At 60.6% G+C, this 24,063-nt stretch carries 23 protein-coding genes; 18 read left to right on the top strand and 5 right to left on the bottom strand.

Going from position 1 to position 24,063, the window contains the following annotated elements; all coding sequences use genetic code 11:
• Positions 1 to 8 precede the first annotated feature (8 nt).
• The 3 genes from GO988_RS04730 to GO988_RS04720 are packed head-to-tail and all read left to right on the top strand — an operon-like array spanning position 9 to position 2,209.
• Entirely contained in the window at positions 9 to 692 is a 684-nt protein-coding gene (locus GO988_RS04730; RefSeq protein ID WP_157562347.1) for a 2'-5' RNA ligase family protein, read from the top strand.
• 45 nt (positions 693 to 737) lie between these two features.
• A complete protein-coding gene (locus tag GO988_RS04725; RefSeq protein ID WP_157562346.1) occupies positions 738 to 1,097 on the top strand; it encodes an Imm51 family immunity protein in 360 nt (119 codons plus the stop codon).
• 8 nt (positions 1,098 to 1,105) lie between these two features.
• Complete coding sequence (locus GO988_RS04720; protein WP_157562345.1) at positions 1,106 to 2,209, top strand: VWA domain-containing protein; 1,104 nt, start codon at positions 1,106 to 1,108, stop codon at positions 2,207 to 2,209.
• Positions 2,210 to 2,392: 183 nt separating this feature from the next.
• On the opposite strand, the gene GO988_RS04715 is transcribed toward GO988_RS04720, so the two are convergent.
• Positions 2,393 to 3,538, bottom strand: a complete 1,146-nt coding sequence (locus GO988_RS04715; RefSeq protein WP_157562344.1) for an L-dopachrome tautomerase-related protein — start codon at positions 3,536 to 3,538, stop codon at positions 2,393 to 2,395.
• 283 nt (positions 3,539 to 3,821) lie between these two features.
• On the opposite strand from GO988_RS04715, the gene GO988_RS04710 reads away from it, so the two are divergent.
• Positions 3,822 to 5,174: a glycoside hydrolase family 125 protein gene (locus GO988_RS04710; RefSeq protein WP_317164786.1), complete on the top strand. Its 1,353-nt coding sequence runs from the start codon at positions 3,822 to 3,824 to the stop codon at positions 5,172 to 5,174.
• A 555-nt stretch (positions 5,175 to 5,729) separates the two neighbouring features.
• Entirely contained in the window at positions 5,730 to 7,724 is a 1,995-nt protein-coding gene (locus GO988_RS04705; protein WP_317164785.1) for an AAA domain-containing protein, read from the top strand.
• 78 nt (positions 7,725 to 7,802) lie between these two features.
• On the opposite strand, the gene GO988_RS04700 is transcribed toward GO988_RS04705, so the two are convergent.
• Positions 7,803 to 8,939 carry an SMP-30/gluconolactonase/LRE family protein gene (locus tag GO988_RS04700; RefSeq protein ID WP_232341365.1) on the bottom strand — a complete coding sequence of 379 codons (1,137 nt, stop codon included), beginning with the start codon at positions 8,937 to 8,939 and terminating at the stop codon, positions 7,803 to 7,805.
• A gap of 332 nt (positions 8,940 to 9,271) precedes the next feature.
• Here GO988_RS04700 and GO988_RS04695 point away from each other — a divergent pair, with 332 nt between their 5' ends.
• Positions 9,272 to 9,787 (top strand): FKBP-type peptidyl-prolyl cis-trans isomerase, encoded by a 516-nt coding sequence (locus GO988_RS04695; RefSeq protein ID WP_157562342.1) that lies wholly within the window; start codon positions 9,272 to 9,274, stop codon positions 9,785 to 9,787.
• Positions 9,788 to 9,907: 120 nt separating this feature from the next.
• Positions 9,908 to 10,189, top strand: a complete 282-nt coding sequence (locus GO988_RS04690; protein WP_157562341.1) for a SemiSWEET family sugar transporter — start codon at positions 9,908 to 9,910, stop codon at positions 10,187 to 10,189.
• Between the two features lie 97 nt (positions 10,190 to 10,286).
• Here GO988_RS04690 and GO988_RS04685 read toward each other — a convergent pair whose 3' ends face one another.
• Positions 10,287 to 10,874, bottom strand: coding sequence for an acyl carrier protein phosphodiesterase (locus GO988_RS04685; RefSeq protein ID WP_157562340.1), 588 nt, complete (start codon positions 10,872 to 10,874; stop codon positions 10,287 to 10,289).
• 157 nt (positions 10,875 to 11,031) lie between these two features.
• Here GO988_RS04685 and GO988_RS04680 point away from each other — a divergent pair, with 157 nt between their 5' ends.
• Together GO988_RS04680 and GO988_RS04675 are read left to right on the top strand one after the other, a co-directional pair.
• Positions 11,032 to 11,541 (top strand): pyridoxamine 5'-phosphate oxidase family protein, encoded by a 510-nt coding sequence (locus tag GO988_RS04680; RefSeq protein ID WP_157562339.1) that lies wholly within the window; start codon positions 11,032 to 11,034, stop codon positions 11,539 to 11,541.
• A gap of 140 nt (positions 11,542 to 11,681) precedes the next feature.
• Complete coding sequence (locus GO988_RS04675; RefSeq protein WP_232341364.1) at positions 11,682 to 12,410, top strand: spheroidene monooxygenase; 729 nt, start codon at positions 11,682 to 11,684, stop codon at positions 12,408 to 12,410.
• On the opposite strand, the gene GO988_RS04670 is transcribed toward GO988_RS04675, so the two are convergent.
• Positions 12,393 to 13,988: a hypothetical protein gene (locus tag GO988_RS04670; RefSeq protein ID WP_157562338.1), complete on the bottom strand. Its 1,596-nt coding sequence runs from the start codon at positions 13,986 to 13,988 to the stop codon at positions 12,393 to 12,395. The genes GO988_RS04675 and GO988_RS04670 overlap by 18 nt on opposite strands.
• Before the next feature lie 171 nt (positions 13,989 to 14,159).
• Here GO988_RS04670 and GO988_RS04665 point away from each other — a divergent pair, with 171 nt between their 5' ends.
• Entirely contained in the window at positions 14,160 to 15,743 is a 1,584-nt protein-coding gene (locus GO988_RS04665) for a hypothetical protein (RefSeq protein WP_157562337.1), read from the top strand.
• Positions 15,744 to 15,835: 92 nt separating this feature from the next.
• Here GO988_RS04665 and GO988_RS04660 read toward each other — a convergent pair whose 3' ends face one another.
• Complete coding sequence (locus GO988_RS04660; protein WP_157562336.1) at positions 15,836 to 16,954, bottom strand: DNA topoisomerase IB; 1,119 nt, start codon at positions 16,952 to 16,954, stop codon at positions 15,836 to 15,838.
• A 107-nt stretch (positions 16,955 to 17,061) separates the two neighbouring features.
• Between GO988_RS04660 and GO988_RS04655 the strand changes: the two genes are divergently transcribed.
• The 8 genes from GO988_RS04655 to GO988_RS04625 all read left to right on the top strand — a co-directional run bounded on the left by GO988_RS04655 (position 17,062) and on the right by GO988_RS04625 (position 23,970).
• Positions 17,062 to 18,243: an App1 family protein gene (locus tag GO988_RS04655; RefSeq protein ID WP_157562335.1), complete on the top strand. Its 1,182-nt coding sequence runs from the start codon at positions 17,062 to 17,064 to the stop codon at positions 18,241 to 18,243.
• Between the two features lie 48 nt (positions 18,244 to 18,291).
• Positions 18,292 to 19,053 (top strand): monofunctional biosynthetic peptidoglycan transglycosylase, encoded by a 762-nt coding sequence (gene mtgA / locus GO988_RS04650; RefSeq protein ID WP_157562334.1) that lies wholly within the window; start codon positions 18,292 to 18,294, stop codon positions 19,051 to 19,053.
• Positions 19,054 to 19,137: 84 nt separating this feature from the next.
• Positions 19,138 to 19,593, top strand: coding sequence for a YybH family protein (locus GO988_RS04645; protein WP_157562333.1), 456 nt, complete (start codon positions 19,138 to 19,140; stop codon positions 19,591 to 19,593).
• A 27-nt stretch (positions 19,594 to 19,620) separates the two neighbouring features.
• Positions 19,621 to 20,199 (top strand): DinB family protein, encoded by a 579-nt coding sequence (locus GO988_RS04640; protein WP_157562332.1) that lies wholly within the window; start codon positions 19,621 to 19,623, stop codon positions 20,197 to 20,199.
• Between the two features lie 71 nt (positions 20,200 to 20,270).
• Positions 20,271 to 20,396: a hypothetical protein gene (locus GO988_RS24350; RefSeq protein WP_262885644.1), complete on the top strand. Its 126-nt coding sequence runs from the start codon at positions 20,271 to 20,273 to the stop codon at positions 20,394 to 20,396.
• Positions 20,397 to 20,584: 188 nt separating this feature from the next.
• Positions 20,585 to 21,223 carry an FKBP-type peptidyl-prolyl cis-trans isomerase gene (locus GO988_RS04635; protein WP_317164784.1) on the top strand — a complete coding sequence of 213 codons (639 nt, stop codon included), beginning with the start codon at positions 20,585 to 20,587 and terminating at the stop codon, positions 21,221 to 21,223.
• A gap of 36 nt (positions 21,224 to 21,259) precedes the next feature.
• Complete coding sequence (locus GO988_RS04630) at positions 21,260 to 21,910, top strand: hypothetical protein (RefSeq protein WP_157562330.1); 651 nt, start codon at positions 21,260 to 21,262, stop codon at positions 21,908 to 21,910.
• 98 nt (positions 21,911 to 22,008) lie between these two features.
• Positions 22,009 to 23,970 carry a KUP/HAK/KT family potassium transporter gene (locus tag GO988_RS04625; protein WP_157562329.1) on the top strand — a complete coding sequence of 654 codons (1,962 nt, stop codon included), beginning with the start codon at positions 22,009 to 22,011 and terminating at the stop codon, positions 23,968 to 23,970.
• Positions 23,971 to 24,063: the final 93 nt, after the last annotated feature.

Here is a 24,063-nt window from a genome sequence, read left to right as displayed (position 1 = left end):
TCCTTCGCATGAACCTATCTGCCCATTATGATGCCATGCGCCAGGCGGCCCTGCCCCAGCTGGCGCGCGGCGCGGCCGCGCTCGACCCCTTGCTTGATTCGGCGCAGGACAGCCGCCGCGGCATCACGCTGCTGGCCCGGCCGCCTGCTGCTATCACCGACCTTATTGAGGGCATCATGGCTGACTTCCAGTTTCTTGAACCCGGCCAATACTACTACCCGGTTATCGACATTCACCTCACCATTTTGTCGATAATCTCCTGCTATCCCGGCTTTACGCTGGCCCTGATTGACCCCGCCCGCTACCAGGCAATTGTGCATGCCCTTTTGCAAGCCCGGCCACCGTTCCGCATTCGGTTTGCGGGCCTCACGGCTTCGCCGGGTGGGATTATGATGCAGGGCTTTCCGCAGGATGCAGGCCTGGCCAACCTCCGCGATGCCATGCGGGCGGCTTTTCGGCAGTCGGGGCTGCCGCATTCCATCGACCAGCGCTACAGCATTCAAACGGCGCACGCCACGATTATTCGTTTCCGCACCAAGCTACTGCAGCCTAAGCTGCTAGTCGAAAAAATTGAACAATACGAGTCGCTCTTTATTGGCTCGTTTGAGGTCAATACACTAGAGCTGGTTTACAACGATTGGTACCAACGGGCGCAACATACTGTCGTTTTGGAAAAATATTCGTTAGGGTAATTTTACCTGTCCCACCCACACTGGGCCGCTGGCCTACCCTGCCCTATGACTTCTACGTTCCCCTTTAAAGTAGCCGCCGCTAAGGCGGCCACCGACTCAGCCCGCCAGTTTATTATTTTGGCGGAGGTGAGCGGGCTGGATGATTATTTCAAAGTATTTGAGGACTACGGCTACGGGGGAAATGGCCCGTCGTGGCGCGAGCACATCGAAACCATTATCGAAGAATACCAGCCCGATTTGCTTGACCACCTGGAGTTTGAGGAAGACGACGACACCTTTGTAGCGTACGCCGACAGCCCCACCGCCGTGCGGCAGTTTATGGAGTGGGTACTGCCGTATTTTAGCGATTTGGGTAAGCTCAAAAAGTACCTCGGCCAAACCGACCCCGGCGATTTTTTTGCCTGATTGCTGCCATGCCTACCCCCACCGCTCCCCGCTGGAAACTCGTGCTCGGCGCCGCCGCCGACGCGGCCAACACCGTGCCCCTACCCCCCGACTACGGCGCGCTCGACCAAGTGCTTACCGACCTCTACGATGGCCCGCGCAAGGGTGGCCTCGGCGGGTCGGCCCCGCGCGTGAGCCGCTGGCTGGGCGATATTCGGCAGTATTTCCCGAGCGAAGTAGTGGCCGTGATGCAGCAAGACGCGATGGACCGCCTCGGCCTCAGCCAGTTGCTGCTAGAACCCGAAATTATGCGCACGGTACAGGCCGATGTGCACCTCGTGGCCACGCTGCTCTCGCTCAGCCGCGTGATGCCCGCCAAAGCCAAGGCTACCGCCCGCGAAGTAGTGGCCAAAGTGGTGCGCGAGCTCGAGCAAAAACTAGCCAACCCGCTGCGCCAGGCCGTGCAGGGCGCCCTCAGCCGCGCCGTGCGCAACCCCCGGCCTCGCTACCACGAAATCAACTGGGGTGCCACCATTCGGGCCAATCTTCGGCACTACCAGGCGGCCTACCGCACCGTGGTTCCCGAGCGGCTGGTGGGCTACGGGCGGCGCGGGCAGGCGCTGAAGGAAATCGTGCTTTGCCTTGACCAAAGCGGCTCGATGGCCGCTTCGGTCGTGTACGCGGGCGTATTTGGCGCGGTGCTGGCTTCGCTAAAAGCGGTAAAAACCCACATGGTGGTGTTCGACACGGCTGTGGCCGACCTCACCGCCGAGCTGCATGACCCTGTGGATTTGCTTTTCGGCGTGCAACTAGGCGGCGGCACCGATATCAACCTGGCCCTCAGCTATTGCCAGCAGCTCATCACCCGGCCCACCGACACTATCCTGGTGCTCGTCAGCGACCTCTACGAGGGGGGAAATGAGCGCGAAATGCTCAAGCGCGCCGCCGCACTCAAGGCGGCCGGCGTCAACTTTATCGTCCTGTTGGCGCTGTCCGACGAAGGTGCGCCTAGCTTCGACCGCCGCGTGGCCGAGCAGCTGGCGGCACTAGCCATTCCCAGTTTCGCCTGCACGCCGGCCCGGTTTCCAGAACTGATGGCCGCGGCTATTAAAGGCGAGAATCTGGAGGCTTAGTCCTTTTAATTACCTTAGTTACCCCTAGTTACCTACTAGAACGTCATGCTGAGCGAAGTCGAAGCATCTCGCTCACGCCGTATGGTTATTAATCACTAATCCAACGGCGCGCGTGAGATGCTTCGACTTCGCTCAGCATGACGTTCTTTGATGATATAATGCCCGGCAAAAACGCGCCGCAGCTCAGTCTCGAAACGGCTGGGCGCTAATCGGCATTTTGAACAGTTGCACCGGGAATGCCACCGTCTCTACCCCCTTCTGAAAGCCCGCCGTGCGATTCATTTGCGGTACCGGTATCCAAAGGTTACCAGCGTGGTCTATCCACAAGGCATCGGCCCAAACGAGGCGCGGGTCTTGCACCAGCACGCTGCTTTGGGCGTCGGGCGTCACCTTCAGGATGCGCTTTTCATTGGCATCGTTTATATACAGATTGCCGTCGGCATCAATGGTGGTGCCGCCGCAGGTGGGCGAATTGAAAAAATACGTCACCTTTTTGGCCAAGTCGCCTGAGGAGATGCTGGGGTTATCGAGGTACTGAGTTTCGACGCGGTACATGGGGCCAGCAGCCGTCTGGAAATAGTAATACTTGCCATCGGGCGATACCTCCATTTGGTCGGCGTGCAGCTTGACGTCGCTGCCGTCGGGTTTCACCATCTTTTTGCCCTCGCCCAGCATAGGGCGGCGGGCCGTGGTGGTGCTGTCATCGTCGAGCAGGCGGCGGCCCTGGCCGGTTTTCTGGTTGAGCACAATGAGGCCCGGCGCGCCGGCATCGGTCACGTAAATCATGTCGCCGTGGAAGCGTAGGTCGTCTACAAAACTCTTGCGCTTCACAAACTTATCGAGGGCAATGGTCTTGACCAGCTGGTTTTTGGCAATGTCAAACGCCAGCAGCTTGGGACCATCGGTGATGGGCGGAGCATCACTTTTGGGCGTGCCCGTATCCACTATCCACAGCAGGCCATCGGGGCCAAAACGCAACGAGTTGGTGCGCACAAAGGCCTGTTTGGCAGGGTCGCCCTCCTTTTTCCAGGCATTCCAGGCGCGGGTGGGGTAGGGCGTTACTTTGCCCTCTTTCAGCTCGCCGATGCGCGTGCCGGGGTAGCCTTCGTTATGCGGGAAAAGCACAAATACCCGGTCGTTATCAGATACCGCCACGCCATTCCAGATGGTGTCGGACGTGGCCACCGACACAAGCTTTTTGGCGCTCTCGGAGGTGGGCACGGGCGGCGGCGTGGCCACATCGGTTGATTTTTCGGTGCCGGGCCCGCCGGTGCAGGCCGCCAACAGCAGCCCAGCAGGGAGCAGCCAAAGAGCGCGAAGAGAAGACATATAAAAGCCAGTGAAAGAGATGCTTTTCGCCATACGCAAGAACCTTGGCCAGAGGTTGCTGCTGGCCCTACCCCCCGCCGCGCAAGGCAGCCGGGGGTAGCCCCCTTGCTTGCTGGAAGTCCTCAAAACGCGGCTGCATCCTTGGGCAGCTTTTCAGAACTAGTGGCGTGCAGATTTCAAGCGCATCTTTGCTTAGGTATTTCAGTTCATTACCATGAATCGCCGAGTATTTGTTCGAAATGCGGGCCTGCTGGCGGCGGGGTCTTGCTTGCCCTTTTCTCCCTTGCAGGCACTCGCGGCGCCCGCTTTTCCGGTTGTGCGGCCGGCGGCCGGGCAGCGGCGGTTTCGCAGCCGGGCGGTAGATGCCGCCATCACCGAGTTTCAGCGCCAGGTGCATGACCCGGAGCTGGGCTGGCTTTTTGGCAATTGCTTCCCGAATACCCTCGACACGACCGTGACGTTTGCTACCCCCGGTGGGCGGCCCGATACCTACGTCATCACCGGCGACATCGACGCCATGTGGCTGCGCGACAGCTCGGCCCAGGTGTGGCCCTACCTCTCGCTGATAGCGCAAGATGCCAGCCTGCGCCAGCTGGTGGCGGGCGTCATCAACCGCCAGACGCAGTGCATCTTGCGCGACCCCTACGCCAACGCTTTTTACCACGACCCCACCAAAGTAGGCGAGTGGCAATCGGACCACACGGCCATGCAGCCCGGCATCCACGAGCGCAAGTGGGAAATCGACTCCCTCTGCTACCCCATCCGGCTGGGGTACCAGTACTGGAAAATAACGGGCGACACCCAGCCGTTTGATGCGCAGTGGCGGCAGGCTATCAGCCTGATAGTAAAAACCTTCCGCGAGCAGCAGCGCAAAACTAGCCCCGGCCCCTACCACTTTCAGCGCCAAACCACTACCTCGACCGATACCCAGCCGCTGGCGGGCTACGGCTACCCCGTGCGGCCGGTGGGGCTCATCGCTTCGGCCTTCCGGCCCAGCGACGATGCCACGCTGTATCCGTTTCTAGTGCCCAGCAACTTCTTTGCCGTCAGCAGCTTGCGCCAGGCTGCGCTCATGCTCTACGACATTCACCACGAGCAGGCCGGCTACGACGAGCTGATGGCCTTTGCCGACGAAGTAGCCACTGCCCTAAGCCAGCACGCCATCGTTACGCATCCCGAGCACGGCCGCGTCTATGCCTACGAAGTCGATGGCTTCGGCAGCGACGTGCTCATGGACGACGCCAACGTACCCAGCCTGCTGGCCCTACCCTACCTCGGCGCCTTACCCCTCAACGAGCCCGTGTACCAGAACACGCGTAAGCTGCTGCTCTCGGCCGCCAACCCATTCTTTTACCAAGGCAAAGCCGCCGAAGGCATCGGCGGCCCGCACGTGGGCGTGGATATGATTTGGCCCATCAGCATCGTCATGCGCGGCCTCACCAGCACCGACGACGCCGAAATCCGGGCCTGCGTGCAGGCCCTCAAAACTACCCACGCCGGCACCGGCTACATGCACGAATCCTTCCACAAAGACGACCCCGCCAAGTACACCCGCGCCTGGTTTGCCTGGGCCAACACGCTGTTTGGCGAGTTTTTATGGAAAGTGTACAAGGAGCGGCCGGCGCTGCTAGGGTAGACCACTTCCCAGAACGCCCTCCAACCGCTGCGCACCGAAACCGATTACCAGGCTGCGCTGGCTCGCGCCGCAGCTATTTTTCAGGCGCAGCTGGGTGAACCGAAATTTGATGAGCTAGCTATTTTAACCACCCTCACTGAAGCTTACGAGGCTCGCCATTACCCCATCCCGGAACCCGACCTATTGAATACATCACATGTAAAATGGCCAAGCAAGGCTTACGCCAGCGCGACCTCGCCGGCTGGCTTGGCGGCGAAAACCGGGTTAGCGAAATTCTTACCTGCAAGCGCAAGCTCACCGCCACCCACGATGATGAAGGCTCTCCACGATAACCTAGGAATTTCGGCGGAGGTATTATTAGTGGCTGCTTGAGCGCCAGAAAGCCGTCTTACGTAGTAAAAGCTTACCTCAAACAACTTCTAAGGATTTGGCCAAGCGCATTGCCAGTATGTCCCTGGCGAAGTAGGTTAAATTCAATCCGTGTTTATTCTGGCCTTCGGCCACTCATTTTCCGTTTTCGTTGTTACTTCTTCAACGAAATCAATCCGCTTTCTTTTGTCGACCGAAATCCCTACCCCCCACGCCGAGCCCTACGCCATTGAGAAGGAGCTGCGCCGCGTGCAGGCCATGCTCAAACTAGAGCAACAAGAAGATTTAGAGCAGTTTAAGCTTAAAAACGCTAAAGCCAGTATCCAGGAGCGCCAGCAGCGTGGGCTAACTTGGTATCCTGTCACGATTACCAAAGAAGACGTGGGCTTCGGCGGCAAGGTCGTAATTGAGTTGGAGCGCCCGGCTGGGCAGCAGGGCTTGCACCTGTTTCAGGTGGGTAAGAACGCGTCGCTGTTTGGCAATATCCCGGGGCGCTCGGCTACCGACCGGCCCACACTGAGCGGCGTCATTACGAGCGTGCGGCGCAATAAATTATTGCTTTCGACCACCAAGGAGGACCTCCCCGACTGGGTGCACGAGGGCGGCAAGCTGGGCATCGACCTCACCTTCGACGAGGTGAGCTACCGCGAGATGGACTACGCGCTGGGCAAGGTGATGGGCGCCTACGGCGACCGCCTAGCCGACCTGCGCGACATTCTGCTCGGAGCCAAGCCCGCGCGCTTCCGCAACGAGAAAGCCGATGACCTGTTTTACCCCAGCCCGCTCAACGAGTCGCAGCTGGCGGCCGTGCGCCACGTGCAAGCCGCGCAGGATGTGGCCATTATCCACGGCCCGCCCGGCACGGGCAAGACCACGACGCTCGTGCAAGCCATTCTGGAAACCATTCGGCGCGAGCGCCGCGTGCTCGTTTGCGCCCCCAGCAATACGGCCGTGGATTTGCTGACCGAAAAGCTGGCCGAGCGTGGCGTGAACGTTATCCGGATGGGTAATCCTAGCCGCGTGTCAGACTTGCTTTTGGAACACACGCTCGATGCCCAGGTGATGGCCCACAAGCGCTACGGCGAGCTGCGGTCGATGCGCCTCACCGCCGAGCAATACCGCGAGGAAGCCAGCAAGCACACCCGCCACTTCGGCTGGGAAGAGCGCGAGCAGCGCCGCCTACTCAAGGAGGAAGCGCGGGCGCTGCACCAAGAGGCCGACGGCTTGGAGCGCTACATCACGGAAGATTTACTCGAACAAGTTCAGGTGATTACCTGCACCTTGGTGGGCGCGTCAAACCGCAATATTCGCCACCTCACTTACGAAACCGTGTTCATCGACGAGGCCGCTCAAGCTTTGGAACCGGGCTGCTGGATTCCAATTGCCAAGGCGGGCCGCGTGGTGCTGGCCGGCGACCACCAGCAGCTACCGCCCACCGTGAAAAGCGAAAAAGCGGCCCGCGAAGGCCTACGCGAAACGCTGTTTGAGAAGTGCATCAAGCGCCAGCCCGACGCTAGCCGCATGCTGACGGTGCAATACCGTATGCACGAGCAAATTATGGAATTTAGCTCGGAGCAGTTCTACGACGGCCGCCTTACGGCCGCGCCCACCGTGGCGCACGTGGGCCTAGAGGCCTACGACCTGCGCTTTGCGCCCGACCTACCAGTGGAGTTTCTCGACACGGCTGGCTTTGGTTTTCAAGAGATTACCATTCCCGAAAGCCGCTCTACGGCTAACCCCGAGGAGGCCGACCTGCTCCTCAAGCGCCTGGCCCAACTGCTGGAACCCTACGACGCGGCCGACCACGAAACCGACCCGCTCAGCATCGGCGTCATTGCGCCCTACCGCGCCCAGATTAACTATTTGAAAGACGCGGTGGAAGAGAATGATGAGCTCAGCGGGCTCATGCTGCATCGCCAGCTCAGCGTGGGCACCGTCGATTCCTTTCAGGGGCAGGAGCGCGATATTATTGCTATCTCCCTCACGCGCAGCAACTCGCACGGCGAAATTGGCTTCCTCTCCGATATTCGGCGTATGAACGTGGGCATGACGCGGGCCCGCAAGAAGCTGCTGCTCGTGGGCGACTCGTCTACGCTGGGCTCGCATCCGTTCTACAAGGCTTTTTTAGAATACGTGGAGCAGGTAGGCGGCTACCGTACCGCCTGGGAACTACAGGATTAGGGTCTTTGCACCAAAAAAGAACCCCCTGCTGCGCGAGGCGCAGCAGGGGGTTCTTTTTTGGTGCAAAGACCCTACCCCCTAAGGCAAATCAATCACCGATTCGGTGTGGGGGGCGTCCGACTTGGTGTTGACAAAGTGCTTTTCGGGCTTGTCGTAGTCGGAAACGATGAGTTGCTTGCCTTTAAGCAGTACTTCGGCGGGCTGGTCGAGGCGGCCGCCCGCGCCGTTGGTGTCGCCGTTGCGGGCCAGCACTGTATGGGCGTTGGTTTTGAGGTCGATGACATCAATCGAATTCAGGCGCGAATCGCAGACGTACGCCTTATCGGTGGCGCGGTCGATGATGAGGCCATCAATGCACGGTATTTTGGGCGCGGCCACGGGCACTACCTCCTGCTTAGCCAAGCTACCGTCGGGCTTCAGGGTAAGGCGATGAAACGAGCCATCGCCAAAAAAACCGGTGTAGAGACGGCCCTGGCTGTCATAGTCCAGCCCATCGGCGCCGTTATCAACGCCCGTTTCGTTAACGGTCGTCGTGAACATGGCCAGCACGTGCGGGTCTTGCGTTTTGGGCTTCAGGTGAATAGTGGTGCCGGGCTTGAGCTCGGCCAGCGAAAAGCGCATCACGGCGCTACCCTTGTCATTATCGGGCATATCCCACTGGCTATCGGTCACATACAGCGTGTTGCCCTTCCACACCGTGGCATTGGCCAGGCAAAAATTATCGACGGCCGTTTCGATGGCGCCGGGCTTGCCATTCCGCATCAGCACCCGCATCAGGCGCGATTTATACTCCTTGCTGTTCTCGTACTGGTTTTCGGCGTAGTAAAGGTTGCCGTCGGGGCCGAAAGCCAGGTCCATGGGCGTGGCCTTTTTGGTAGCCGGCTCTACGGGCAGGTGGCTGATAAACGGCTGGTAGCCAGTGGCCGTCAGCTCCACGATGCGGGCCGGGTATTTATTATCAGCCAGATTTGGGATGGATAGAAATACTCGCCCATTGGGCCCTAGCGCCAGGCCGTCGGGCGTGTTCAGCGAGTCGGGAAACGTGGCCAGCAGGCGCGGCTTGGCGCCCTGCGTGGCCGTGTCGGCAGTTTCGGCGGCTTGGTCGGTGGCCTGGGCTACCGCCTTCTTTTCGGCCGACTGCTGCGGGCCGCACGAGGCTAGCATACTGCTGCTCGCCAACAGGGCAGCGGCGAAGCAGAGAGATGAATTGCGCATGAATAAGGAGTTGAGTAGTAGAACGTAGACTGCACCCCGATACGTAGCTCCCCCACGCGGGTTTTTGACCTTGGCTGCGAGGCACTACTTAAGCTCGGCCGTGAAGGCGGCGCTTTTTTCTACCCCCTGCCGCGCCAGCCAGGGCCTCACTTGCTCGCCCCAAATAGGGAGAATCATAACCAGAGCCCGCTCTTTTTCGTTAGGAAACAAGGGGGACTTCCTTAAATCTTCACCAAAAAAACAGGGGTAGCGGCCTTTTGCGCGGCTATTAGCTAGGTGCCGCACTACGCGCCTTTCCTACCTTTGCCTCATACTAACCCCACCCCTTTCCGATGGCTACTATTGCCCAAAACTCCGTCGTAACGCTAACTTACGACCTTTCCGTAACCGATGATAACCAGCAGAAAGTGCTGGTAGAGCAAGCCGAGGCCGACGAGCCCATGGTATTCCTTTTTGGCCACAGCGGCCTACCCGAAGAGTTTGAGCGCCAGCTAGATGGCAAGAGCACCGGCGATACTTTTCATTTTTCGCTGACCCCCGAACAGGCGTACGGCGACTACGACGAACAGGCCGTTGTGCAAATTCCGAAGCAGGTATTTGAAATTGATGGCCAAGTAGATGGCGAAATGCTGCAAGTGGGCAACTACCTGCCCATGGCCGACAACGAAGGCCACCACATGCAGGCCAAAGTAGTAGAAGTAGGCGACGAGCAAGTGACCATGGACTTCAACCACCCGCTGGCCGGCATGGTGATGCACTTCGACGGCAAAATCGAAGGCGTGCGCGCCGCCACCGCCGAAGAAATGGACCACGGCCACGTGCACGGCGACGGCGGCCACCAGCACTAGCGGGCCCTACCCCCGCACCCCAGCTGCACGGCGGGAACAGCTTGCTACGCAAGCAGTTCCCGCCGTTTTTTTACAGCCACCTCATTACCCAGGGCAGGCTGTTCACTTTATTCCTTTCGCATGAGTATTATCCCGATGCTGGGTGGCGCAGCCGCCTTATTAACTACCGCTGCCTATGTTCCGCAGGCTTATAAAACTATTCGCACCCGCTCGACCGGCAGCTTATCGCTGCCTACTTACCTGATGCTTTTTGCGGGTACCTGCCTGTGGGCGGTCTATGCGTTGTACATCGAAAACATGCCGGTGCTGGTAGCCAATGTGGTCACGGCCATTTTAGCGGGCATTATTATGTTTTTGAAATTAACGGCCAAGCCGGAAGTCCCGAAGGTTTTGGCTGAATAAGCCTTCCCTGCACACCGCTTGGTGCAGATTAAATCCGTGGTGGAGGCGCTATTAGGTAAGGGGTAATTGTAGAGCTTTGGCTTCTTCGGCCACTGACTTAAGCTAGTACGTAGGCTTGCAATTGCGGGAAAAATTCGCGGAAATCGGCCTCGTAGGCAGCGTAGTGGCGGCGCAGCTCCTCGCCAGCCGTCTCCATGCCCGAACCGGGGGTAGCGCGGCGGCTTAAGCCGCTGAGCGCCCGCGTGATGCCGGCCACCTCGGCGTAGTGCAGCAGCCAGTTTTGCTGCACCAGGTACGGAAAAAACTGCTGCACCCGCGCCGGAAATTCGGCTTGCCGCGTCGCCAGCTGGGCATACACGCGCTGAGTGAAACCGGCCAAGGTTTCAGCCGAAAAATCGGAAAAATGCTGGGCCAGAAAGTGGTCGAAAAACACATCGGCTACTACCCCCGCGTACTTGCCGTAGCCGGCGGCGCGCAGGCGGGCCGTGGTGCGGCGCACCACGGGGTGCTGGTCGGTGAAGGTATCGATGGCGCGGTGCGCCCGAATGCCGGCCTGCACGCCCAGCGCGTACTGCTCGAGTTGGCGGCCGGGCACCGAATCGGCGATAAACTGGCCCAGCAGGTTATCGGAGTAGGCCGCCGCCGCGGGTGGGCCAGCCAGTAGCAAATGAGCCAGAAAATTCATGCAAAGCAAAGTCAAAAGAAGCGCGGGTTCCTACCCCCACGCGGCGCCGGCAGGAACCCGCGGCCGGTTCGCCCGTAAGTACTAGCAGGCAGGGGCCGCGCCGCACTATGCAAGCCGGCCCCAGCCTTTTTTGTTCTTTTCTCAAAATTTCCTTCCCATGTCTGATAAGTCGCCCGTCACCCACGACCTAAGCAAGCTGTTTGAAAAAATCAAGGATGTGCGCATTGCCATGCTCTCGACATTCGACGAGCAGCACACGCTGCACAGCCGCCCCATGGCCACCATCAAGCCCGATGCCGATGGCTCGCTCTTGTTTCTGACCGATAAAGACTCGGCTAAAGTATACGAAGTAAAGAAAGATAGCCAGGTAAACCTGAGCTACGCCAACCCCAGCGACAACGTGTACGTGTCGGTATCGGGCACGGCTTCGGCCTACCGCGACGAAGCCAAAATCGCGGAGTTGTGGAGCGAGGACATGCGCGCATGGTTCCCGAAGGGCAAGGAAGACCCCAACATCATGATTCTCAAGGTTACCATCGAGCAAGGTGAGTACTGGGACTCGCCGAGCGGCGTGCTGTCGCGCGCTTATGGCTACGCCCGCGCTGTAGTAACTGGCGAAGCCAGCAAAGACGACGACGTGAACCAGCACGCGCAAGTGAAAGTATAACGCCTGGTTAAAAACGTGCGCTCGGCGTTGTCGCTGTTGAAATTAACGGCGCCATTGCTAGGTGCATTCTTTTTAACTTGTGATTTGAAAAAGGGCCGGAATTACTTCCGGCCCTTTTTTTACGAGCCCTACCCCCTTGTATGCTGACCACCCTTACCATTTTTACACTGCTGCCGGGCCATCGGCGCTGGGGCCTGGCCCAGATGGGTACTTCGCCGGGCCCGCTGAAGCGGGTAGCGGGCCTACGCTTCTTCCAGTTGCTGGGCAGCGGGGCGGCCAATGGCTTCGGCTTCTGGCCCAACCTGGACCGCTACGGGCTGCTGGCGGTGTGGCAAGACGCAGCGGCGGCCACGGCATTTTTTGAAAGCCACCCCTTGTGGGCGGGCTACGAGCGGCGCAGCCGCGAGCTGTGGACGGCCACGCTGGCTCCCTTTCGCTCGCACGGCGCCTGGAATGGGGTCAATCCCTTCGAGTATCAATCTGACGACCAGCCTACGAAAGAACCTGCCGGGCCGCTGGCCGTGCTAACTCGCGCCAGCATCCGGCTACGTAAGGCGCCGCGCTTTTGGCGCTACGTAGAGCCCACGAGCCGGGCGCTGGCCACGGTGCCGGGCGTGCGGCTGGCCATTGGGCTGGGCGAATTGCCGGTGGTGCGGCAGGCCACGTTCAGCATTTGGGAATCGGCCACTGCCATGCAGCACTATGCCTACCGCGACGCCCAGCACCGCGAAGTAATGCAGCTTACGCGCCGCGAAAACTGGTACGCCGAGGAGTTATTTGCCCGCTTTCGGGTGCTTAGCAGCCAGGGTACCATCGATGGCCACGACCCGGCCGCGGCTCCTACCCCCGCCTTACTTGCCCACCCGTAGCCGGTACTGGCTGCTAACCCAGCTGGCGGCATCGGCGGTAGCACTGGCTACGGCCCGGCGCCGCACTACTGGGCCAAGCACCACCGCATCGTGGGGCCCAACCGCCACCGTAAACCCTACCCCCACCGTGCCGGCCGGGCTGGCTTGGCGGAAGCTATTGGTGCCGCGGCCACCATCGAGCCACACGGCAAAGCCTGGTGCCAGCGCCCCGCGCAGCTCAAATTCGTCGTTGCCGCCCAGGCCGTAGAGGCGCAGGCGGCGAGTGTGGCGCACGTCGTAGGTGTGCTGGCCGCGCAGGCTATCGGGCCGGCCGGCCGGGCGCGCCCACACCTGCACCTGCACGCGGCCGGGGCCGAGGGCCGTGAGCACGAAGCGCTCGGGGGCGTCGGTGCCGGCCAGCACGGCATCTTGCTGCAAGACTTGGTAGAAGCGAGCGGCGGCCGCGGGCAGCGCGTCGCGGCGGGCACGCAAGGGGGGTAAGAGTTCGCGGGCCAGCAGCGGGCGCGCTTCGGCCGGCGCCATTTGCAACGACTGCGTGAGCACGGCTTCGGGCAAACGCCGGACCACCGAATCGGCTTCGGCTTGAAAGTCAACTTCGGTGAGTAGGGCCAGGGCCGTTTGGTCGAGCGGGCGGGCGGTGATGGTAAGGGGGTCCACGGCCGCTATTTCCAGGGTGGGAGCAAAACTTTGATAGCGCGGCCGCACCCACGAAATGAACCGGGTCAGCCAGCCATCGTCAAACCGAAAAAACGCCTGGTCGCGGTCGCGCGGAATGGCTCGAAAGGCCCTACCCCCCGGCTCCTCAAAAGCCGCCCAGCGCCACTGGTCGGCGCGGCGGCTCCAATCGCCCAGCACCATATCGAGCAGGCGGGCGCGCAGGTAGGCCCGCGCCGCTATGTGTGCCGTGGGCCGGGCATGGGTAGCCAGCAGCATGGCCGTCGAGCCCACTACCAGCTCAGACCGGCCGACGCTGGGCGCGTGGCTTTGGTCACGGTTGGGCCGCTCTTCGAGCAAATACAAGGCGGGCTTAAACTCCTTTCGCAAATCGCCCAGCACCGAGTCGGGCCGTAAGTACACCAGGCGCGGATTGGTATGGTACACGCCCGTGGCGCGGGCCAGCGCGCTCGCCACGTAGGCGCCGTAGGGCGGGGCCGCGCAGGTTTGGTCGCGCAGCACGGGCCCCACGAAGCTGCGCAGGTGCTCATTGCTAATACTGCGGCTCAAGTCTTTATCCACGGAGCGCAGCACAAAAGCCCGGCCATCGGGCGTGCGCAGGTGCAGCGAATTGGTCTGGAAGCTGCCGCCTACTTGGCCAGGTTGTAGCTCCACGGCGCCCAGCCGCAGCACGGGCACTGTTACTGGCACGGCCCATTGGCGGCGGTAGTGCTCGCCCCACAGGTGGCGCCACCACCAGCCGCGCCGGGCATACTGCGCACCAGCCGCTACCCGCACCTGCGCCGAATCGGCACTGAATACCGGTTCCATTTCGCCGGGCGCTGGCTGCGTGGGGTCGGCGCAGCTAGCCAATGTGGCCAGCCCTGCCAGCCCCAGCCACCGCCCGCCCGAAGCCTTACACACAGCTACCAAACTAGTTAAAAACACATCCACCATAAAAACGCCCGCGGCTGCTCCTTATAGCGCGGGCCAGCCCGATAGGTTGCCAGCGCCCTACCCTATCTTTTCCGCTCAGCTTACGTTCAAGATGCGCGGCCGCATTGCCGCCCTGACCAGCTCCTTATTGGCACTATTTTGCAGTCCGTTACTAGTTTATTAATTCGGGGCAGTTTGGCGGTGGGGCTAGGCATGCTGGCTGGTAGCTGCGCCCGCAAAGATTTTTTTCAGACTGATGCCCGCCTGCCGGCTTCGGCTGCGCCCGCGGTGGGGCCCGATAGCGTGTGGGCAGTGGCTGGCCGCCACTACGACCGCCACAACGGCTTTTACCACCTTATTATGGGGCCGCACCACCGGGCAATATGGTCGGCGCCGGTGCGCGTGCCGGTGCTGCACCTCGCTACTGCCGAGCCGGCCGCGGGCCCGCTGCGGCCCACCAAGCTCGGCGGGGGGTTTCAGAGCACCAGCCTCACGCTGGAGGCGGCCGACAGCCGGCCCTACGTTATTCGCTCGCTGGATAAGGACCCGGCCCGCATCTTGCCCACCTTCATTCGCAAGTCATTTGCCACCAATTATTTGCGCGATGCCACTTCGGCTGGTAATCCGTATGGGGCGCTGGTAGTCGAGCCGCTGGCCCAGGCCGTGGGCGTGCCCCATACCCACCCCCGCATCCTCTACGTGGCCCTCACCGAAACGGCCCTGGCCGTGGACGATGCCAATGAGCGCCTACGGGGTAAACTGGTGCTGCTAGAAGAAAAATACAACGGCAAGCAGGTGCGCTCGCCGCTGGTGCCCACAGCCCGCGACTTTATCAGCGACGAGGAGATGCGCCAGCGCCTCTACGCCAGCGCGGCGGCCCGGCCCGACCAGCAAGCGCTGCTGCGCGCTCGCCTGCTCGACGTGCTTATCGGCGACTGGGACCGGCACGCCGGCCAGTGGCAGTGGGCTGAACTGTCCGACCCTGCCCGACCCGGCCGCCAGCTGTACGCACCCGTGCCGAAAGACCGGGACCAAGCTTTTTTCAGGATTTCCGACGGTTTGGTACCGTGGCTGATAACTCGAAAATTCGCTGTTCGACACTTAGTTACCTTCAAAACGCGCATTCACGATGTCCAGGCGCTCACCGGCCAGGGCCGCTTTGTAGACCAGCGTGGGATGCCCGAACTTACGCGCCGCGACTTTGCCCGCGCCGCCCACTACGTGCAGCAGCAATTACCTGACTCGACGCTGGCCCGCGCCGTACGCCGCCTACCCCCCGCCGTGTATGCCATCGAAGGCCCGCGCCTGCTGCGCGATTTGCAGGCTCGCCGCGCCCAACTGCCTGCCGTGGCCCAGCGCTACTACTTACTGAAGGCCCGCCGCCCTACCCTGGCGGGCACCGACCAGCCCAATTATTTTCGGGTGGAGCGCACCCCCGATTCCACTACGGTCAGTATTTACAGCCGCGAGTTGGGGTCCGATTCGCTGTATTTTCGGCGGACTTTCTTCCGAAAGGAAACTCGCCACCTCACGTTGGAAGGTCTCGGCGGCGACGATATTTTTGAAGTGAGCGGCCGGGGCTTGCCGCTGGAACTACACGGCGGAAGCGGCCACGATGTAGTGCGCCCGGCTAGCCCGCCGCGGCTCAAATTCAAGCAGGATGCCAATGGCGGCCTGCCCGTATCGGCGCCGCGCTCCAAGAAAGAGGAACTGGAGAACTACGACCGCCTGGAGGACGAGTGAGTGAATGGTTAATTGACTAAGGGTTAAGGATTAATGCCGTTCAAACGACAGGCCGACATTAACCCTTAACCCTTAATCAATTAACCATTCACTCATATCTCCGCCAGCATTTCCAGCACCAGGTGCTCGATGGGCGAAAGCTCGTCTTTATCGGCTGGGTCGGCGTCGTGGCGGCGCAGGTACTCAATGAGCTTACCCGACTTGAACAACTCTACTACTTGCGGATGAATGTAGTATTTGGCGCACACGGTGGGCGTGTTGCCCAGGTTGGTCGCTACTTCCTTCACCGCCTGTTTAATGGCTTTCTCGGGTGCCAATTCGGGTTCGTCTTGCAGCACGCTTTCGAGGCAGCCCACCATTTTTACGGTGCCACCCCAAGTACGGAAGTCCTTGGCTGATAGCGCCAAACCGGTGTGCTGGTGCAAGTAGTCGTTGACGTGGCCCGACTCCAGCGGGTGGCGGTGCCCGTCGGGCCCGTAAAACTGAAATAGGTGCTGGCCCGGAATATCCTTGCACTTGCGCACGAGCTGCGCCAGCTTGCGGTCGTGGATGGTCACGTCGTGGGGCACGCCCTTTTTGCCTACGAAGGAAAACCGCAGGTCGGCTCCGTCGATTTTAACGTGCTTGTCGAGCAGCGTGCTCAGGCCGTAGCTCTGGTTTTTCTTAGCATATTCCTCATTACCAATGCGAATGAACGACTGGTCCATGAGCGTGAGCACCAGCGCCACCACTTTGTCGCGGTCCAGCTCCGGCCGGTTCAGGTCTTTTTTAAATTGTTGCCGCAACTCGCCCAGCTTCTGCCCAAAGGCCAGCAGCCGCGAAAATTTGGTGAGCGAACGGGCCGCGTCCCAGGCTGGGTGGTAGCGGTACTGCTTGCGGCCGGCCGCGTCGTGGCCCGTCACCTGCAAGTGAAACTTGGGATTGGGCGCAATCCAGACGTCCGTCCACGCCGGCGGAATCACGAAACTACGAATGCGGGCCAGCGTTTTTTCATCCTCAACCAGCTGGCCTTTAGCATCCACGTATGTAAATTCTCCCTCGGCGCCCGGTTCGCGGCGCAGGCCGGGGCCGGCATCGGTGGCATAGCGCAGGCCGGCCAGCTCGGCCTGGCGGGCGGGGTCTTTATAAAGCTCGTGGGCCGCGAGGTCGGGCAGCGGGGCGAGGTCTTTTTTACGCGTTTTGGGGCGCAGGGGTGCGTGGGTGGCGGGCATGGAAGAGCGGTTTAGAGGTGCCTTGTACGCAATTTTGACGCGCAAGGCGAGGCTATTTTCTCGCTTAATCTTCGCTTCACTGGCCTAGCTTGCCGTAGGTTTGTTGGATGGAGTTAGGTCTTTGGTTTTCGGATGCCCTCGATTGGGCCGATGCGCTTATGACGCGCACCGCCGCGCGCCTAGGCCGCCTGCGGCCGCTGCACCTCGACGTGTACCGCAGCTACGGCACGCCGCACCGCTTCTACCTCAAAGGCCGCCTACTCGCCGACCGGGGCCTTACCCCCCAAACAGAAGCCGACTCGCCCTGGCGCAATTTTCAGGCGATGTACCGGCGCTTCAACAGCCGCGAGATAACGGGGGCCAAAATCAAAGTAGCCTTGCCCGGACATACGGACTACCTAGCTACTACCGACCGCAACGGCTACTTCACGTTGGTGCTCGACCCGCCCGCGCTGCCGACGCCCGTCGATTACTTGTGGTACCCCGTGCCGGTGCGGCTGCACCAACTGCCACGGCGGTTTCGGGGGCTGCAAGGCTCGGTAGAAGCGGTGGCGCGGGTGCTTATTCCGCCCGCCACGGCTGAATTTGGGGTGATTTCGGACCTCGATGACACCGTGATTGTGACCCGGGCCACGCACATGCTGCGGATGCTGAAAACGGTGCTTTTCCGCAACGCGTATTCGCACGAGCCACTGGCGGGGGTAGCGGCCTTTTACCAGGCCTTGCAGCGCGGGCAAAGCGGCCGGCCCGACAACCCATTCTTTTACGTCAGCTCCTCGCCCTGGAACCTGTACGACGTGCTGGAGGAGTTTTTGCGGCTGCGTGGCATTCCGCTGGGCCCGCTGCTGCTGCGCGATTCGCTGCTGCGTGGCCCCGCCCTACCCCCTACTCAAGAGGCGCCCTCGTCGCTGCACCACGGCCACAAGCTGCGCGAAATCAATCAGTTGCTTGATACCTACCCGCACCTGCCGTTTATTTTACTCGGCGATAGTGGGCAGCACGATGCCGACATCTACGCCGAGGTGGTGCGGCTGCATCCGGGGCGCATCCGCGTCATTTATATCCGCGATGTGGGCGTGCCGGCCCGTGCCGCGCTAGTGGCACCAGTAGCGGCGGCCCTGCGCCGCGAGCACGGGGTAGAGCTGCTGGTGGTGCCCGATTTTCTGGCCGCCGCTACGCATGCCACCAGCCTGGGCCTCATCACGGCAACCGGGCTGGCGCAGGTAGCGGAGGCCGACCGCCTGCAAACCGAAGCCGCGCGCCCGCTATCCGCCGCAGGGCGGGCCTAAATCTGGCGGCGCTGCCCCAACTTTGCAGCTCGCCCCTACCCCCTCGCTTTGGCTCAATCTTTCCAAACTCTTCTTCCTTCCTGGCGCGCAGTGCTGCGCGTGAGTTTGCAGGTCGTGACGGCGCTATTTCTGCTGTCGGTGGCCTGGGTACTGGTCTACCGCTGGGTGCCGCCCCCCGCCACCTGGCTCATGCTCGACCGCCGCGCCCACCCGCCAGTGGGGCTAGGCTACACCGGTATCCGGCCCGACCCGCGCTACGTGGGCTACCGCTTCTGCACGCTCGACGAGCTGGCGCCGAGCATTCCGTTGGCCGTAGTGGCTTCTGAAGACCAGCGTTTTCTGGTGCACCACGGCTTCGACTACACCAACCTCTGGCGCGCCGCCCAGTACAATTGGCACCGTGCCGACGGCAAGCCCGTGCGCGGCGGCTCTACCATTTCGCAGCAGGTAGCCAAAAACGTGTTTCTCTGGCAAGGCCGCTCCTACGTGCGCAAGGCCGCCGAGGCCTATTTCACCGTGCTCATCGAGCTACTCTGGAGCAAGCGCCGCATCATGGAAATGTACCTGAGCGTGGCCGAAATGGGCGATTGCACGTTTGGCGCGGAGGCCGCCAGCCAGCGCTACTTCCACAAGCCCGCCCGCGCCCTCAGTGCCCCCGAGGCGGCGCTGCTGGCCGGCGTGCTGCCTAATCCGCTGCGCTTCCGGGCCGGGCAGCCGGGGCCGCAGGCGCGCGCCAAGCAGCTGCGGGTGCTGCGCACCATGCGGGCGCTGGGCGGCGCCTCGTACATTGCCACGCTGCTGAACAATTAACGGTAAGCCTGTTAAAATAAACGGCCTGCTTCCTGTCGTCGGCAAGCCGTTTTTATTTATCCGCAAGCCTTCCCTAACCCCTTCATGAAAAACTACTTACCCGCCTTCCTCACAGGCATTGCCTTAAGCGTCGCCAGCTGCAGCAGCGCCCCGGTTGCCGCCGACCCCGCCGCCACGCGCCGGGCTATTGCCCAGGTGCTAGCTACTCAAACGGCCGCCTGGAACAAGGGTGACATTCCTACTTTCATGGGGGGCTATTGGCACTCCGATTCCTTGGTTTTCATTGGCAAGCACGGCCCTACTTATGGCTGGCAACCCACCCTCGACAACTACCGCAAAACCTACGGCGACGCTACCCAGATGGGCCAGCTCGATTTCAGCCAGTTGCGCATCAGCCCGCTTTCCGCCGAGGTAGCGCAGGTGGTCGGCCACTGGCACCTGGCCCGGCCCGCCGCCGTGGGCGATTTGCAAGGTCAGTTTCTGCTTATTTTTAAGCGCGTAGATGGGCACTGGGTTATCGTGGCCGACCATTCGAGCTAGTGCTTTAGCCAGTTTCTGCTCGCGCGTATGGAAATCCGCAGCCTGATAGCTGAGGTAAACAGCTTTCTAATCAGCACTTTTGCCCAAGTAGATGCTTGGTTTGACCAGCCGGCGGCCTTACGCAGCTACCGCCCCGCCGACCAAGGCTGGACGATTGAGGAGATTCTCCTTCACATTGGTTTAACCAACCATTTCCTGCTCATTCTAATTGAGAAAGGCACTGCCAAAGCTTTGCTAAATACGCGGGGCCTGAATTTGGCAACCGAATTAGCGCACTATCAATTTCCGCGTGAAAAACTGGCTGCTATTGGTGTACTGCACGCCTTTAGCTGGGTGAGGCCCGAGCATATGGAGCCTCGGACTGCCGCGCAGTCGCTGCCCGCCACCCGGCAACAACTGCACGAACAGCTAGCGCAAGCCCTTTCGTGCCTTGCCCAATTGCCCGCTGGGGAGGGCATCCTTCACCAAACTACTATGACCGTTAACAGCTTAGGCAAAATCAACGTGTATGAGTACATTTACTTTCTAGCGCAGCATGCGCACCGTCATCTGGCGCAGATGCAGGAAAACGCCATTGAATTTGCCGGGGCACCAACTCCTAATTAGTCGGCACGCCTAACATTTTGGTCTTCCGTTTGTATCTTTGTACCTACGATAACCCATTAGCCCTTACGATTATGAAAAAGACTACGGCTTTCTCCTCGCTGCTGCTGCTTGGCGGTCTGGGCTACCTCACAGCTCAGCTGCTGAACCTGAATTTGACCTTTTCGCTGCGGGGCGAAGAAGACCATCACTACTTGTAGTATTGCTACTTAACCCTGCTTTTTGCTAGCAAAGCCCCGCCCTTCGCGGGGCTTTTTGCTAGCAAAGCCCCGCCCTTCGCGGGGCTTTTTGCGTAAGCATTGGGCGATAGTGCCGACCTTTGCCGGCATACCTTTTCCTTCCACAGCGGCCCCGGCTTTCGGGCAGGCCGCCCTACTTTTTTAAGCGCGTGACGCTCGACACCAACCAACAGCAGGTTAGCTACATTATCGGTCGCGACCTGGCCCGCAATTTTGCCCAGCAGGGCCTGGAGCTGGATATTGACACCCTGGCCGCGGCCCTCAAAGAAGGCCTCAGCGGCCAGCCCAGCCGCCTCACCCAGGAGCAAATGCAGACTGCTATGCAGCAATTGCAGGAGCAGCTCGGCGGCGGCGAAGAAGACGAGGACGACGACACCCAAGACCCTAACACCATGAGCAACAACAAAGCAGAAGGCGAAGCCTTCCTGGCCGAAAACGCTAAAAAGCCCGGCATTACTACCCTACCTAGCGGCTTGCAGTACGAGGTTATTACCGAAGGCAGCGGCCCCAAGCCGACCCTGCGCTCGTCGGTAACCACGCACTACCACGGCACCCTGCCCAGCGGCAAGGTGTTCGACAGCAGCTACCAGCGCGGCCAGCCGGCCACTTTCCCCGTCAACGGGGTCATTGCTGGCTGGACAGAAGCCCTCCAGCTCATGCCCGAAGGCTCGAAGTGGCGCCTCTACATTCCCTCCGACCTCGCCTATGGCAAGCGTGGCGCCGGCCGCGACATCGGCCCCGACTCGGCGCTGGTGTTTGATGTGGAACTGCTGAAAGTGAACAACTGAGCGGCGGCCTCTGGGGCCCAAGCTTCCGCAGTGCCTATGCCGGCCACGGTGCCCGCGCCCCAGTGGGCGCGCAGCAGCACGGCTGGGGCACCGCCAGCGGCCACCTCTACCCCCTCTACCAACGCTGAAACTTCGCTACCGGAGGCCCCTGTGCCTCCGGTAGTTGAGGCGCTGCCGCCACTGCTACCGCCTACCCCCCTGCCTACCGTGCAGAGCCCCGATGGCCGCTTCGTGCTAACGGACACGCACCTAACTGTGCTCGGCCAAACATTCGGCCTGCGCGAGCTAGAGCAGGCCGAGGTGCAGCGGGTGCGCTGGGTGCTGTGGGTACTGCTAGGCGGCCTAGGCCTAACCACGGTGCTCATCGCTTTTCTACAAAACTGGCTGCATACGCTACCCGCTATGGTGGGCCTAGCCACCACGGCGCTGCTGCTGGCCTATGGGCAGCGCGGCACCAACCGGCTACGGCTGTGGCGGCTGGGCCGCGAGGCGGCGCACTTTACGCTCCCCGGCGAGTTGGCTACCTGGCAGCGGTTAGTAGGCGAGCTAAACCGCCGCATTAGCCGGGTCCACGACCGAGCAGCGGCCGAAGCGGCCGCTCTACTGGCCGCCGCCGAAGCCGAATTAGTCGCTGTTCAAGCCCTACCCCCCGCTCCCGACAATACCCTTCCCACCCCATTCGCGTAAGCACTGCCTGACCCGGCGCCGAGCCTTATTTTTGCCGGCCCATTTGCCGCTGCCTGGCTGGCCAGCGGCTTTCTCCTTGATTACCCGAACCGTTTTTTATGAGTTCTAAATCTTCTCACACCGCCATATCCGGGGCTGGGCTGCTCATTGCGCTGGGCATTATTTATGGCGACATCGGCACTTCGCCGCTGTACGTGATGTCCTCCATCCTGAAAAGCGGGCGGGTGCCTGGTCTGATTGACCCGCTGCTGGTGCTAGGCGGCATTTCCTGCGTTATCTGGACGCTAACGCTGCAAACGACCGTTAAGTACGTGCTACTTACCCTCAACGCTGATAACAACGGGGAAGGCGGCATTTTCTCGCTCTATGCCTTGGTGAGGCGGCGCGGTGCCTGGCTTTCGGCGGTAGCCATCATTGGCGGGGCCTCTCTGCTGGCCGATGGCGTTATTACCCCGCCCATTTCGGTATCCTCGGCCATCGAAGGGCTGAAAGCGGTTTATCCCAGCCTAACGCAGAACATCGTAGTCTATATTGTTATTGGCATCATTGCGGGGTTATTTCTACTGCAAAGCTTTGGCACTCAGATAGTAGGCAAGGCTTTTGGGCCTATTATGTTTCTGTGGTTTACAATGCTGGGCGTGCTGGGCGCTGCGTGGGTAATTCATAACCCGACTATTCTGCGCGCCCTCAACCCTTACTACGCTTACGAGTTACTAACTACCTACCCGGGTGGATTTTGGCTACTGGGTTCGGTGTTTTTGTGTACCACTGGGGCCGAGGCCTTGTACTCGGACCTGGGGCACTGCGGCAAGGGCAACATCCGCATTAGCTGGACGTTTGTGAAAACTACCCTGCTGCTCAACTACCTGGGCCAGGGGGCTTGGCTACTGGCCCACCAGGGGCAGCAGATAGGCATCCAGAATCCCTTTTATGCGCTCATGCCCGATTGGTTTCTGCTTTTCGGGATTGGATTGGCCACGGTGGCGGCCGTTATCGCCTCGCAGGCCCTTATTACGGGTTCGTTTACGCTGGTGGCCGAGGCTATTCGCCTCAACATGTGGCCCAAAGTGAAGCTCAATTACCCAACCGATGTGAAAGGCCAGCTTTTCGTGCCAAGCATGAACCGGCTGCTGCTACTGGGCTGCATTGGCGTAGTCTTATTCTTCCGCGAATCGTCGAATATGGAAGCAGCCTATGGCTTGGCCATTACGCTTACCATGCTCATGACCACCGTCTTGCTAACGGTTTGGCTCTGGAAGATAAAGCGCGTGACGCTGCCACTGGTGGCGCTCTTCGTGTTGGTGTACGGCATTATTGAAGGCTCTTTCTTGGTAGCTAACCTCGTCAAGTTTCCGCACGGCGGCTGGGTATCGCTGGCTATCGGCACAGCCCTGATGGGTGTGATGTACGTGTGGCTCAAGGCTTTCTACATTAAGCGGCGCCTCACCGATTTCGTAAAGATGGAGCCCTACGTCGAGCCTCTCAAGCAGCTCAGCAACGACGAATCGGTGCCTAAATACGCCACGCACCTGGTGTTTCTGACTTCGGCGGAGCGGGCCAGCGAAATCGAACAGAAAATCATTTATTCCATTTTCCAGAAACGACCCAAACGCGCTGACATCTATTGGTTTATCCACGTCGATACCACCGACGAGCCCTATACCATGGAGTACAAGGTGACGGAACTAGCCCCCGACGACGTATTCCGCATCAACTTCCGGCTGGGCTTCCGGGTGCAGCAGCGCATCAACCTGTTTTTCCGTAAAGTAGTGGAGGACCTGGTGCGCAATAAGGAAGTGGATATTACCTCGCGCTACGCTTCACTAAGCAAGCAGCACGTAGTAGGCGACTTCCGTTTCGTGGTACTGGAGAAGTACTTATCTATCGAGAATGACTTCCCGACCATGGAAAAACTCGTGATGCAGGCTTATTTCTACATCCGACAGTTTATTTCGTCCGAGCCGCAATATTTCGGGCTCGACACGTCATCGGTAAAAATCGAAAAAGTACCCTTGGTGATTGCCCCCGTACGCGAAGTAGCACTCACGCGCATTGCCTAAGTAAGCTCTGCCAACCCAAACACTGCGCCCACTGGGTGCCTCTGCGGGGGCACTCAGTGGGCATTGTTATACAGGCCAAGCAGCCACTCGTAG

This window comes from Hymenobacter ginkgonis (assembly GCF_009755225.1).
GTDB lineage: Bacteria > Bacteroidota > Bacteroidia > Cytophagales > Hymenobacteraceae > Hymenobacter > Hymenobacter ginkgonis.
Note: the sequence above shows the minus strand (reverse complement) of the source record. Positions and strands in the feature narration are given on the sequence as shown.

Bases quoted from the DNA above. Each gene is read 5' to 3' on its own strand.
- GO988_RS04730 (WP_157562347.1), top strand. From the start codon at position 9: ATGAACCTATCTGCCCATTATGATGCCATGCGCCAGGCGGCCCTGCCC.
- GO988_RS04725 (WP_157562346.1), top strand. From the start codon at position 738: ATGACTTCTACGTTCCCCTTTAAAGTAGCCGCCGCTAAGGCGGCCACC.
- GO988_RS04720 (WP_157562345.1), top strand. From the start codon at position 1,106: ATGCCTACCCCCACCGCTCCCCGCTGGAAACTCGTGCTCGGCGCCGCC.
- GO988_RS04715 (WP_157562344.1), bottom strand. From the start codon at position 3,538: ATGTCTTCTCTTCGCGCTCTTTGGCTGCTCCCTGCTGGGCTGCTGTTG.
- GO988_RS04700 (WP_232341365.1), bottom strand. From the start codon at position 8,939: ATGCGCAATTCATCTCTCTGCTTCGCCGCTGCCCTGTTGGCGAGCAGC.
- GO988_RS04695 (WP_157562342.1), top strand. From the start codon at position 9,272: ATGGCTACTATTGCCCAAAACTCCGTCGTAACGCTAACTTACGACCTT.
- GO988_RS04690 (WP_157562341.1), top strand. From the start codon at position 9,908: ATGAGTATTATCCCGATGCTGGGTGGCGCAGCCGCCTTATTAACTACC.
- GO988_RS04685 (WP_157562340.1), bottom strand. From the start codon at position 10,874: ATGAATTTTCTGGCTCATTTGCTACTGGCTGGCCCACCCGCGGCGGCG.
- GO988_RS04680 (WP_157562339.1), top strand. From the start codon at position 11,032: ATGTCTGATAAGTCGCCCGTCACCCACGACCTAAGCAAGCTGTTTGAA.
- GO988_RS04675 (WP_232341364.1), top strand. From the start codon at position 11,682: ATGCTGACCACCCTTACCATTTTTACACTGCTGCCGGGCCATCGGCGC.
- GO988_RS04660 (WP_157562336.1), bottom strand. From the start codon at position 16,954: ATGCCCGCCACCCACGCACCCCTGCGCCCCAAAACGCGTAAAAAAGAC.
- GO988_RS04655 (WP_157562335.1), top strand. From the start codon at position 17,062: ATGGAGTTAGGTCTTTGGTTTTCGGATGCCCTCGATTGGGCCGATGCG.
- GO988_RS04645 (WP_157562333.1), top strand. From the start codon at position 19,138: ATGAAAAACTACTTACCCGCCTTCCTCACAGGCATTGCCTTAAGCGTC.
- GO988_RS04640 (WP_157562332.1), top strand. From the start codon at position 19,621: ATGGAAATCCGCAGCCTGATAGCTGAGGTAAACAGCTTTCTAATCAGC.
- GO988_RS24350 (WP_262885644.1), top strand. From the start codon at position 20,271: ATGAAAAAGACTACGGCTTTCTCCTCGCTGCTGCTGCTTGGCGGTCTG.
- GO988_RS04630 (WP_157562330.1), top strand. From the start codon at position 21,260: ATGCCGGCCACGGTGCCCGCGCCCCAGTGGGCGCGCAGCAGCACGGCT.
- GO988_RS04625 (WP_157562329.1), top strand. From the start codon at position 22,009: ATGAGTTCTAAATCTTCTCACACCGCCATATCCGGGGCTGGGCTGCTC.